Here is a 10992-nt window from a genome sequence, read left to right as displayed (position 1 = left end):
AGAATTTATCCTGGGGCAGGGTGGGTGCTGTTTCATGGAATATAAAGAGTAACTGGCCGGTGGGATAAAAAGCGATCACGTCCCTGATGGATGTCGCCACTGCCAAGCCCCGGCGCGCGGACGATAGATTGTTCAATATCTTGCGCAATTTTTTCTTGCTAGTCAGATTTTCCTGGCTGACGCCGGGAGGTGTCAGCCATGGGCGGTGGTTTTCGGCCTCCATGTAGCCCGACTTGGTCGTTATAGATAATTTGTATCAGAAAAGCACAACGCTTCCGTCTTGAGTGGGGTTTGTCAATTCGAGCGGTGTTGGTGATACATCCAAATAAGTAAATAAAAAGGGGCCTGTAGGCCCCTTTTTATTTGGTGTATTTCTGGTGTTAAGTATCAGATGCTTTGATCCTGCGCTGGCAGGTTGTCGTAGAGTTCTTCTTCAGGAGCGGCATCGAGTATGGCTCTGAAGTAGCTGCTGGGGAGCGCGATGTTATAGGAACTGTTACCGTCAATGATCAGGTTCATGCCCATGTTGGCGCTGTCAAAAAAGTTGATCATGCTCAGGGGGATGGCCATGCGCTCTTCATAGCGACAGGAGGCCTCTGGGCAGACATTCATGTCGGTAGATAGGGATACCAGTTTTATCGGCTGGGCACCGTTTTTCAGCTTGGCATTTTTGTAGGAGCGCCAGTCCTTGTCGTTGTACTGCGCAGTGATGTAAAGCACGTATTGATCCTGGCCCTGGTGGTCAATGGCGCGAACCAGGTAGATCTCTGAGAAGTTGTCCAGCAGAGCTTTGTCTGAGTAAGCAAAATTGGGTCCATAAGTGATTTCGCCGTTGACCGCATCGAGCTTGAATTCGATCAATGTGGAAATGTCGGCTGAAGATTGCCAGTCGATGCTCGCTTCCCGGGGTTCATCGGCAGAGACCTGCAGTGAAAGTGCGAGGGCGAGAACGGCTATTAATTGTGAAAGTAATTTCATTGCCTTACTCCATAGTATGTCTGAGTTGTAGCGGGCTTTATTTTTATGGGCGCCATGCTTGCGTTTTTAGTCCTTTCTGGCAACCCTTTTTTCTGACTTCGCTGACCACTGCTGTCTTCGGGAAAATTTTTTCGTGAACAAGAGCCCCGATGCCGACGAAGAGTGCGTGGATGTTATGAGTCCACGCAGCACCAATGGTTCCGAAACTGCCCGGTATCCATGTGTTTAAACAGTGTTACGCAATACCCTGTGTGATGGATCAGCATGGTTTCTCATGCCCGATCAGCCTAGAGAGCTGTGGTACCATGATCATCTTTCAATATTTGAATAACAGTTATCCATGAGTGAAGAAAACTCCCCCATTGTCCTGACTTTTCCGGTGGGTCCGCTACAGTGCAACTGCACCATTATTGGTGACCCTGTAACAAAAAAAGCGCTGGTGATCGATCCCGGTGGTAACCCGGAATTGATACTGGCAAAACTGAACGAGCTATCACTTCAGGTGGTGGCCATCATCCATACCCATGCCCACCTGGATCATATTCTCGCTGCTGGCGATATCAGGAAAGCAACCGGTGCGCCGATTCAGCTGCATCGCGAAGATATGTTCCTGTGGGATGGGGTCGCACAACAGTGTCTGATGTTTGGTGTACCCCAAATTTCACTGCCGAAGCCGGATGGCTATCTACAGGATGACCACGACCTGAGATGCTGTGAGGGGGTTGCCATGCACACGCCAGGTCATACCCCAGGCTCAACCAGCTTCTGGTTTGCCCCGGCAAAGACTCTGATTGCTGGTGATACCCTGTTTCGCGGTGGCATCGGCCGCACAGATTTGCCTGACGGTAACCATAAGGAGATCGTCAAATCGATCCGGCAACGTCTTTATGAGCTGGACGATGATGTATCGGTTGTGACGGAGCATGGTCCCGGCACGACTATCGGTAACGAGAAGCGCAGTAATATGTTTGTAAGGGCATAACCCAATGAATGAGAAAGCCGCTCTGATGAAACAACAAATTCTGGCGATGCTTGAGCTACAAGATGCCATGAACAGCAAGGTCAACAGTAATTGGGTTGAGCAAAACTTTGCCTGGTATCGGGCAATCTGGGTGGAGTGTGCAGAACTGCTCGACCACTATGGCTGGAAATGGTGGAAAAAGCAGACGCCAGATGCGGACCAGGTGAAGCTGGAGCTGGTGGATATCTGGCATTTCGGTTTGAGTATTCTGTTACTGGATTCCGATGGGCATGAGTCTATTGCCGGACAAGTAGCGGAGGGCTTCTCACGCGCGGCGCCATCCGGTGATTTCCGGGAAGACCTGGAGGCTTTTACGCTGTCTACCCTGCAAACCCGTAAATTTGATCTGCCAGGATTCGCGACACTGATGGACGGCATTGACCTGAGTTTTGATGAACTCTATACCCGCTATGTGGGCAAAAATGTGCTGAATTTCTTTCGTCAGGATCATGGCTACCAGGATGGCACCTACCGAAAGCAGTGGGGCGGTAAGGAAGATAATGAGCACCTGGTAGAGGCGGTGTCAGAATTGGACCACAGCCGCGCTGATTTGAAGGATCAGCTCTACAGTGCCCTCAAGGCACGTTACACGCAGAGTGCCTGAGCGCTGTAACGGTTTGGGATTGGGCCAGAAAACTATACAATGGCCCGCCTTAACGCCCACAACTGTGTTCTCAACTTCGCTCCAGTAGCAACGTAATGATGTGCCATGACAGAGTTTGATACCCGCAAAGAACGACTGGAATTTAACAAGCTGCAAAAACGCCTGCGTCGCAATGTTGGCAGCGCCATTGCCGACTACAACATGATTGAAGACGGCGACAAAATCATGGTCTGTCTGTCCGGTGGCAAGGATTCCTACTGCATGTTGGATATTTTGCTTAACCTGCAGAAGACGGCACCGGTATCATTTGAAATAGTGGCGGTTAATCTGGATCAAAAGCAGCCCGGATTTCCGCCGGAGGTGCTGCCTGCCTATCTGTCTGGCCTCGGTGTGCCGTTCCACATTCTGGAAAAGGACACCTACAGCGTCGTCACCGAACTGGTTCCGGAAGGTAAAACCTATTGCGGACTCTGCTCAAGACTGCGCCGTGGCACGTTGTACGGTTTTGCCCAGCAAATTGGCGCGACCAAGATCGCCCTGGGTCACCACCGGGATGACATTATCGAAACGCTGTTTCTCAACATGTTTTATGGCGGCAAGTTGAAGGCTATGCCTCCGAAACTGCTTAGTGACGACAAGCAGAACGTCGTCATTCGCCCGCTGGCTTACTGCAAGGAAGAAGACCTGGAAGCCTATGCCGGTTTGAAAGAATTTCCGATTATTCCCTGTAATCTCTGTGGCTCCCAAGACAATCTGCAACGTCAGGTCATCAAGGAGATGCTGCAGGGCTGGGAGAAACAGCATCCGGGTCGTCTGGAAACCATCTTTGCCGCGATCAAAAGCGTCGCCCCCTCGCAATTGGCAGATACTGATCTTTTTGACTTCGCCAGTTTGCAGATTGAGCGGCCATCGCGAATCGGGATGGTCAACCTGTGGGATGGTGAAACCGGTGGTGACAAGGATAGTGTCAGTATGCCGGACAGCAGCCCTTCGGATGATATGGTTAGGGAATCTGCCTGATGGTCTTCCTGTGCCATTGATGGGTATTTGCCAAGAGCTATTCGTTGCCTTTCGAAGCCAATCCGTTGCCCCTATAATGGCTTTTTTCCCTCTGCTGGATACGAATTCATGAGTTATCAGGTGCTGGCCCGAAAATGGCGGCCTCGCAATTTCAGCGAGATGGTCGGGCAGGAGCATGTGCTGCGGGCACTGGTCAACGCACTGGATAACAACCGCCTGCACCATGCCTATCTATTTACCGGTACCCGTGGTGTCGGTAAAACCACTATTGCCCGCATTCTGGCCAAGTGCCTTAACTGCGAGCAGGGTGTTAGTTCCGAGCCCTGTGGCACTTGTAGCGCTTGTGTTTCCATTGGAGAAGGTCGGTTTGTTGACCTGATTGAAGTGGATGCTGCCTCCCGGACCAAGGTCGAGGACACTCGGGAGTTGCTGGAAAATGTGCAGTACGCACCCACTGTTGGTCGTTATAAAGTCTATCTGATTGACGAAGTTCACATGCTCTCCGGGCACAGCTTTAATGCGCTGCTAAAAACCCTTGAAGAACCGCCGCCCCATGTGAAGTTTCTGCTGGCGACTACTGACCCCCAAAAACTGCCTGTCACTATTCTGTCGCGCTGCCTGCAGTTCAACCTGAAAAACCTTAGCCCAGAACGTATCGTCGAGCATTTGCAGTTTGTGTTGGGTGAAGAACAGGTTCCTAACGAGGAAGCCGCTTTGTGGGCTCTGGCCCGTGCAGCAGATGGCAGTATGCGTGATGCACTAAGCCTGACGGACCAGGCGATTTCCCACGGCGCGGGAACAATCACAGAATCTGAAGTCAACAACATGTTGGGCAGTATTGACCTGAGCGCAATCGCCGATATTGCCAGGGCACTGGCCAATGGCGATGGTATGGAAGTGCTGGCTGTTGTCGACCGTATGGCTGAACACGCCCCGGATTATGGTGCCGCCCTCGGGGATTTGTTGTCCGTATGGCATCGGGTGGCCATCGCCCAGACAGTACCGGATGCGCTGGATAACCGCCATGGTGACTACCAGTTGGTGCAGGAGCTGGCGAAAGCCATGAGCGCCGAAGATGTGCAGTTGTTTTACCAGATTGTCTTGCTGGGTCGCAGGGATTTGCCCCTGGCGCCAGATTCGCGTTTGGGTTTTGAAATGGCACTGCTGCGAACACTGGCTTTCCGCCCGGTGGCTGGGTCTGGTCTTAACCCGCCATCTGTTTCATCTGCAGCCCCTTCCCGGATCGATGCAGGGGAGGATTTGGCCCCCGTAAAAAAGCCTGAATCTGAAGCCCCGGTGGACAACAAGAGCCACCGGGCTGCTGCCATCGTTGAAGCCCTGGGCGTTAATCAGGAATCGACTCCTGAGAAAGTTCTTGCCATTAACCCTCCTGCTGATGAGCCTGCATCTTCCTTTATCGAAGAGCCTATCGCCAGGGAAGAGCCTTCAAATATAGAGCCCCTAGTTGATGGAGAGCCCTCAGCGGATAAAGAGCCTTCAGCGGATAAAGAGCCCTCAGCGGATAAAGAGCCCTCAGCCGATAAAGAGCCCTTAGCTAATAAAACGCCTGAAGCTGAACAATCAATTGTCGCCCCACAAGGTCTGGTTGATGGAAATGCATCTTCTGTAAGGGGCGAGGTGGCAACGTTACAGCCACTGGTTTGCGATAGCGAACCACAGTCAAATAACCCTTTGTTCCAAGCGGATGTGACTGAAGAAGCATCCGATGCAGATCTCGAATATTATGAATCCATTGCCGGATCAGGGTCTGGTGAGGCTGAACACTCTCTGGTCTCAACGGAAACTCTTCATGCCTTCTCCCGTGCGGCACATGCTCAGCAGTCGGTCACTACAGCAGAAATCTCAGAAGCAGACTCCGCAACTAGGGAGACCCATGAAGCACGCCACGGCAACGATGGGGCTGTTGCGGCCAGATTGCCTTTGGAGAAAGTAAAGCCGTCTGATTGGCTGGATATTTACCAGGCACTTCAAATAGGTGGCTTGCTCCAAAACACGGCGGCAAATCTGACACTGGTTGAGGTCTCGGATGCCGTACTTCATTTTGTGCTGGATATTGACCATGCATCTCTTTATGAAGAAGGTCATCAGCAACGTTTGGCCGACATTCTGGACAGTTATTTCAATGTACCGGTTTCTGTTGTCATAGAAGTGGGTGTGGTCAGTTCTGAAACACCGCAGGCGTATCTGGAGCGGCTGCGACAGGAGCGTCAGCAGGATGCTGTGAACAGCCTGAAACAGGACCCGCATGTGCGTCGAATTACCGACATGTTCAATGGCGTGTTACTGGAAAATACAATTAAACCTTTAGATTAAATATTTAAGGTAATCTAATGAATATTAACGATTTAATGAAGCAAGCTCAGCAGATGCAGGAAAAAATGCAAAAGATGCAGGCTGAGGCGGCAAAGGCCGAAGTAACGGGTGAATCCGGTGCTGGCATGGTGAAGGTGGTAATGAATGGCCGCCACGATGTACGCAAAGTCACTATTGATCCCGGTGTGTTGTCAGAGGACAAGGAATTTCTTGAAGACCTCCTGGCGGCGGCGGTCAATGATGCCGTGCGCAAGGTGGAGGAAACGCAGCGCCAACAGATGGAAAAACTCACAGGTGGCATGCAAATGCCACCCGGTTTTCAAATGCCTTTTTAAGTGTGACAGTCTGTGTATAGCCCTCTGATTGATGAACTGATTGATGCCCTGCGATGCCTTCCCGGCGTTGGGCCAAAGTCTGCGCAACGCATGGCGCTGCAATTGCTGGAGCGAGACCGCAAGGGTGCGGCCCGCCTGGTACAGGCCCTGAATGAGGCGGTAGAACATGTTGGCCGTTGCCAGCTGTGCCGTACACTGACTGAGAGCGAATACTGTGAAATCTGCGCTAATCCCCGGCGGGACAACCAGCAATTGTGTGTGGTTGAAACTCCCGCAGATCTGTTCGCCATTGAACAGAGCAATACCTACCGGGGGCGCTATTTTGTGCTGTTAGGGCACCTGTCACCGATCGATGGTATCGGTCCGGAAGCCATTGGTGTGGATCAGTTGATGAATAGACTTGTGGAAGAGAATGTCAGTGAGTTGATTCTCGCCACTAATCTCACGGTTGAAGGTGAGACCACCGCACATTACATCAGCGAGCGGGCGCGTCAGCTAAATGTGATTGTCAGCCGAATTGCCCATGGTGTGCCCATGGGTGGTGAGCTGGAGTACGTGGATGGTGGTACCCTGGCCCATGCATTTTCAAGTCGCAAGCAGCTTTAGGTTTATGCGGTTGTTTTTACCAGTCCTTCAGACGAGGTTTTCATGACGGAACAGGCCGCAGCCCCAATTCTTGTTGCTGACCAACAGGCACTTGGCAAATGTATTGCTGAATTGAACAGTTGCCCTGCGCTGGCGGTAGATACCGAGTTTATGCGTACGGATACGTTTTACCCGATTCTGGGGTTGATCCAGATCTACGACGGCAATCATTGCTGGCTGATTGACCCCGTTGCCATTGATAATTTGCAGCCCTTGGCGGAAGTATTCACCAATGATGCCATTACCAAGGTATTTCATTCCTGCTCGGAAGACCTTGAGGTGTTACAACATGTGATGGGGTGTTTGCCATTGCCGCTGTTTGATACCCAGATTGCGGCGGCGTTGGCTGGCCATGGGTTTTCGCGGGGCTATGCGGCCCTGGTTGCCGACATGCTGGATGTTTACGTGCCCAAGGATGAAACCCGTTCTGACTGGCTGCAACGTCCGTTAACCGAAGCGCAATTGGGATACGCAGCCTCGGATGTTTACCACTTGCTACCGGTCTACCAGCAGTTGCTGCTTGATCTCGACCGCCTGGAAAGAAGCGACTGGATCGCGGAGGAAATGCGGGATCTGGTGGCGCGTGCCAACAGCCGGGATGATGGCAGTGAATACTACCGCAAGGTCAAAGGGGCCTGGCGCCTGTCACAACAAGCCCTGGTGGCCTTGCAGCAACTATGTCTGTGGCGTGAAAACGAAGCTCGCCGTCGAAACCGCCCCCGTAACCGTGTGATTCCTGACCGAGTCTTACTGGAGATTGCCTCCAGTACGCCCAAAAATAAGGCGGCACTGGCAGACATTGAAGGTATGCACCCCGGCCTGATCAGGCGTTATGGCGACCTGTTGCTGGATATGCTGAAAACGGCGGAGCAAAATGTGTCCGAAGCACCACTGAAGCCCCTTGATGCTCCTCTGCCCAAAGAGGCCCGGGACATTGGCAAGGCCTTGAAAGCTGTGGTGACAGATCGCGCTGAATCCTACCAGTTGCCCGCGGAGATGCTGGCCAGGAAACGCGACATTGAACAGCTGGTCCGCTCACATTGTGATGACATGCCCACTGAACTTCCCGATTCCCTTGCCACCGGTTGGCGCCATCAGGTTGTGGGCGCTGCTCTGCTCAAAGCCATTTCTGAACAACCCGTGTGAGTGAATTTCGCCCATGTCCAAACAACTTTGCACGATCTATCGGAGCCCCAAAAAAGAGGGTATGTATCTTTACGTGGATAAACAGGATGACCTGAGCCGTGTTCCGGAGTCATTACTCCAGCGCTTTGGCAAGCCGGAGCTGGCAATGACGCTGGCGTTATCTGCAGACAGGAAGCTGGCCAGGGCTGATGTTGGCAAAGTTCTGGAGTCCATTGCCGATCAGGGGTACTACCTGCAAATGCCGCCGTCTCCAGAACAGTATTTGCAGGAAATGCGCAACAAGAACAGCAAGCTCTAATCTCTGCTTCATGGAAAATTTCTGGGAGATAAAGTCTCTATCTGAAATGACTCAAGAGGAGTGGGAGTCCCTTTGTGATGGCTGTGGTAAATGTTGCCTACACAAACTTGAAGATGAAGATACCGGTGATGTGTACTACACCGACGTCGCCTGCCAACTTCTGGATTTGCACGCTTGCCGCTGTACGGATTACGAAAACCGTCTTGCCCGAGTGCCCGACTGTCTGCAACTCACTACAGCGGATATCGGCCAATTCCACTGGCTGCCAAGCACCTGTGCATACCGATTATTATCGGAAGGAGAGTCATTGCCGACCTGGCACCATCTGGTTTCGGAGGATACTCATACAATCCACGATATGAACATGTCGATTCGCGGACGAGCTGTTTCAGAGACATCTGTGCAACCGACTGATATGGAAGAAAGAATTATCTATTGGGTCTTATAACCAAAGGCTTGTTCGTCGTGGTCTCTTACAACCCTTGGTAGTTTTCTGTGCCTGGTGTGTTACTATTTTGTCGGTTAAAAGTTTACGTCGTGCTGGTTGAAGAAAGTCCGCATGTCATTCTTTTGTAAAGGACTACTAAAGGAGGTTGATGATCATGTATTCGGACGAAAATTATCTTTGGGGCATAGTCGCTTATTATCTGGGTTGCCTTCTGGTTTTGCTGTTTCTGGTGCGCTTCAAGGATCTGTTGCCAGGTCGGCATTTTCGCAACCAGCTTATCCTCTTTGTTGCCGCTCTTATTCTGGTTCCAATCAAAGCCTATCCCGATACAGGTTACCTGGCACCCGCCTGGTTTGTCAGCCTTTATGAAGGGCTCACAGGGCCGGACGACGTGGGTTTTTTGCGAGGAGCAAAGCCGATTATTACCTGTTATCTGGTGGCCGTAGCGTGCTATGTGCTGGCTATATTGCTCGGGGTCTTCAAGCGCCCTGATGCCGGTCAGGAAGAAGAAGGGATGCTTAAAGGCGTTGAGCAGAGCAAAAGCTAGCAGCCTGTTGATAAACTATCTGGGTGGCCTTTGCGTTGTTAGCATGAAACCCAAAATGCGGCTTCACGCCTTGTAGATTCAGCTTTTCTAGTCCCACTTATCCTGCATAAACAGCCTCAAAACGGCTTTCAACAGGTGGATAGAAGGCCGGTTACGATACTCCGTGCATATGTCGCTTCAGCAGCGGGCTGATAACCAGTAATAGAAAGCCGGCACCACAGCCCACAAACAGCAGGTCATTAAATAGCCCGGTGTAAGAAGACAATGCCTCCGCTGTGTTGAGCGTTTGCCCTGGCACGGAGTCCATATGAGCGAGTTTTGCAATCTGCACCGCGAGGAATTCTGAATACGCAGTGGCCAGAAACCAGGTGCCCATCATCAGTCCAACTACCTTAGAAACCGCCAGCTTGCTCACGGCGGAAAGGCCAACCGGTGACAGACACAGCTCGCCGGTGGTGTGGCGAAGGTAGGCCAGTACCAACCACAGTGCTGCCACTTTTCCGGTCTCGTCGGGAAAGTTGGCGCCAAGCACCAGCGCTCCAAAGCCAAGCCCAGCCTGGATAATACCAAGTGCAAACTTGACCGGTGTTGACGGTTCGAGATGGCGTTTGCCTAGCATCGTCCAGAGCACGGCAAAGAGCGGGGCGCAGAGCATGATAAATAGGGGGTTTAACGCCCCAAACTGAGATGCATTAAATGTGATGCCTAGCAGAGTGCGATCTACCACACGGTCGGCGTAGAGTGTCATGGAGGCTGCGGTTTGCTCAAAAAGCGCCCAGAACACCACCGATGCGAATGTCAGGACCATCAGAACGCACATACGACCCCGTTCCACGCTGTCGCAGCGGGCAACAATAAACCAGATCAGGCCTAGCACCACGGCAATGGCCAGTCCGTTAAGCGAGTATTGCACCCACTGATGGGCCTGTATGAGTTGCCAAAGGCCAACTAGGGCCAGCAGTGCGCCAAGGTAAATACACCACTCACGATTGAAGCCGGGCAACACCGGTTGTTTTAACAGTTCGGGGTGTGTCGGCTCTGCCAGGCCCTGGAGGTGGCGCTGGCCGAAAAAGAAAATCACCAGACCGATAACCATGCCGACGCCTGCCGCACCGAAACCATAGTGCCATCCCAGGGTTTCTCCGAGGTAACCGCACAGCAGGGTGGCACTGAAGGCGCCGATATTAATGCCCATATAAAAAATGGTATAGCCGCTGTCGCGGCGCGAATCCTGCTCGCCATAAAGACGACCGACGATGGTGGAAATATTGGGCTTGAGAAAACCGACGCCTACGATGATGAGTGATAGGGAAAAATAGAAAATCTGCAAGGCCGCATGATCGCGAACAATATCCCCGTTCACCCTGATTGCCTGAGTCCCCTCAACGGCCATGCCGAGGTGTCCCAGCGTCAGCAGGCAGCCGCCGAAAATCACGGCCTTTCGCATGCCGAGGTAACGATCCGCCAGTAATCCGCCGATCACCGGCATGGCGTAGACCAATGCGGCATAACTGCCGAGCACATCCAGCCCCATCGCGTCGCTGAACAGGTGATACTTGGTGAGGTACAGCAATAGCAGATATTTCATGCCGTAGAATGAAAAACGTTCCCACATT

Annotated in this window: 13 protein-coding genes; 10 read left to right on the top strand and 3 right to left on the bottom strand. The window is 52.1% G+C overall.

Features of this window, described 5'->3' with window-relative positions; genetic code table 11:
• Nucleotides 1-223, bottom strand: a 223-nt coding sequence (locus ACYZYZ_RS03455) for a hypothetical protein (protein ID WP_461483255.1), incomplete at its 3' end; no start/stop codon positions are given.
• Nucleotides 224-387: 164 nt separating this feature from the next.
• On the bottom strand, nucleotides 388-978 hold the full coding sequence (locus ACYZYZ_RS03450) for a hypothetical protein (RefSeq protein WP_461483254.1): 591 nt from the start codon (nucleotides 976-978) through the stop codon (nucleotides 388-390).
• Between the two features lie 340 nt (nucleotides 979-1318).
• Here ACYZYZ_RS03450 and ACYZYZ_RS03445 point away from each other — a divergent pair, with 340 nt between their 5' ends.
• The 10 genes from ACYZYZ_RS03445 (at nucleotide 1319) to ACYZYZ_RS03400 (ending at nucleotide 9376) form a co-directional block, all read left to right on the top strand.
• A complete protein-coding gene (locus ACYZYZ_RS03445) occupies nucleotides 1319-1960 on the top strand; it encodes an MBL fold metallo-hydrolase (RefSeq protein ID WP_461483253.1) in 642 nt (213 codons plus the stop codon).
• A 25-nt stretch (nucleotides 1961-1985) separates the two neighbouring features.
• Complete coding sequence (locus ACYZYZ_RS03440; protein WP_461483256.1) at nucleotides 1986-2603, top strand: dUTP diphosphatase; 618 nt, start codon at nucleotides 1986-1988, stop codon at nucleotides 2601-2603.
• A 105-nt stretch (nucleotides 2604-2708) separates the two neighbouring features.
• Nucleotides 2709-3623: a tRNA 2-thiocytidine(32) synthetase TtcA gene (gene ttcA, locus ACYZYZ_RS03435; protein ID WP_461483252.1), complete on the top strand. Its 915-nt coding sequence runs from the start codon at nucleotides 2709-2711 to the stop codon at nucleotides 3621-3623.
• Between the two features lie 108 nt (nucleotides 3624-3731).
• Nucleotides 3732-5957, top strand: a complete 2226-nt coding sequence (dnaX, locus tag ACYZYZ_RS03430) for a DNA polymerase III subunit gamma/tau (RefSeq protein WP_461483251.1) — start codon at nucleotides 3732-3734, stop codon at nucleotides 5955-5957.
• A 17-nt stretch (nucleotides 5958-5974) separates the two neighbouring features.
• Nucleotides 5975-6292 (top strand): YbaB/EbfC family nucleoid-associated protein, encoded by a 318-nt coding sequence (locus ACYZYZ_RS03425; protein ID WP_305170802.1) that lies wholly within the window; start codon nucleotides 5975-5977, stop codon nucleotides 6290-6292.
• A 12-nt stretch (nucleotides 6293-6304) separates the two neighbouring features.
• Nucleotides 6305-6898: a recombination mediator RecR gene (gene recR / locus ACYZYZ_RS03420; RefSeq protein ID WP_305170801.1), complete on the top strand. Its 594-nt coding sequence runs from the start codon at nucleotides 6305-6307 to the stop codon at nucleotides 6896-6898.
• Between the two features lie 42 nt (nucleotides 6899-6940).
• The gene (gene rnd, locus ACYZYZ_RS03415; RefSeq protein WP_461483250.1) at nucleotides 6941-8083 is read left to right on the top strand and encodes a ribonuclease D; all 1143 of its coding nucleotides are present in this window, start codon (nucleotides 6941-6943) and stop codon (nucleotides 8081-8083) included.
• A gap of 13 nt (nucleotides 8084-8096) precedes the next feature.
• Complete coding sequence (locus tag ACYZYZ_RS03410) at nucleotides 8097-8381, top strand: YcgL domain-containing protein (protein WP_305170799.1); 285 nt, start codon at nucleotides 8097-8099, stop codon at nucleotides 8379-8381.
• Nucleotides 8382-8391: 10 nt separating this feature from the next.
• Nucleotides 8392-8829: a YcgN family cysteine cluster protein gene (locus tag ACYZYZ_RS03405; protein WP_305170798.1), complete on the top strand. Its 438-nt coding sequence runs from the start codon at nucleotides 8392-8394 to the stop codon at nucleotides 8827-8829.
• Nucleotides 8830-8983: 154 nt separating this feature from the next.
• Entirely contained in the window at nucleotides 8984-9376 is a 393-nt protein-coding gene (locus ACYZYZ_RS03400) for a hypothetical protein (RefSeq protein WP_305170797.1), read from the top strand.
• A gap of 151 nt (nucleotides 9377-9527) precedes the next feature.
• Here the strand turns inward: ACYZYZ_RS03400 and ACYZYZ_RS03395 are convergent.
• A partial coding sequence (locus ACYZYZ_RS03395; RefSeq protein ID WP_461483249.1) for a peptide MFS transporter occupies nucleotides 9528-10992 on the bottom strand: 1465 nt, incomplete at its 5' end.

The organism is Porticoccus sp. (assembly GCA_023261185.1).
GTDB lineage: Bacteria > Pseudomonadota > Gammaproteobacteria > Pseudomonadales > Porticoccaceae > Porticoccus > Porticoccus litoralis.
The sequence above is the reverse complement of the archived record's forward strand: the minus strand, read 5'-3'. Positions and strand labels throughout refer to the sequence as shown.

Excerpts from the sequence above, each read along its gene's own strand:
- ACYZYZ_RS03450 (WP_461483254.1), bottom strand. The coding sequence starts at position 978 with ATGAAATTACTTTCACAATTAATAGCCGTTCTCGCCCTCGCACTTTCA.
- ACYZYZ_RS03445 (WP_461483253.1), top strand. The coding sequence starts at position 1,319 with ATGAGTGAAGAAAACTCCCCCATTGTCCTGACTTTTCCGGTGGGTCCG.
- ACYZYZ_RS03440 (WP_461483256.1), top strand. The coding sequence starts at position 1,986 with ATGAAACAACAAATTCTGGCGATGCTTGAGCTACAAGATGCCATGAAC.
- ttcA (WP_461483252.1), top strand. The coding sequence starts at position 2,709 with ATGACAGAGTTTGATACCCGCAAAGAACGACTGGAATTTAACAAGCTG.
- dnaX (WP_461483251.1), top strand. The coding sequence starts at position 3,732 with ATGAGTTATCAGGTGCTGGCCCGAAAATGGCGGCCTCGCAATTTCAGC.
- ACYZYZ_RS03425 (WP_305170802.1), top strand. The coding sequence starts at position 5,975 with ATGAATATTAACGATTTAATGAAGCAAGCTCAGCAGATGCAGGAAAAA.
- rnd (WP_461483250.1), top strand. The coding sequence starts at position 6,941 with ATGACGGAACAGGCCGCAGCCCCAATTCTTGTTGCTGACCAACAGGCA.
- ACYZYZ_RS03410 (WP_305170799.1), top strand. The coding sequence starts at position 8,097 with ATGTCCAAACAACTTTGCACGATCTATCGGAGCCCCAAAAAAGAGGGT.
- ACYZYZ_RS03405 (WP_305170798.1), top strand. The coding sequence starts at position 8,392 with ATGGAAAATTTCTGGGAGATAAAGTCTCTATCTGAAATGACTCAAGAG.
- ACYZYZ_RS03400 (WP_305170797.1), top strand. The coding sequence starts at position 8,984 with ATGTATTCGGACGAAAATTATCTTTGGGGCATAGTCGCTTATTATCTG.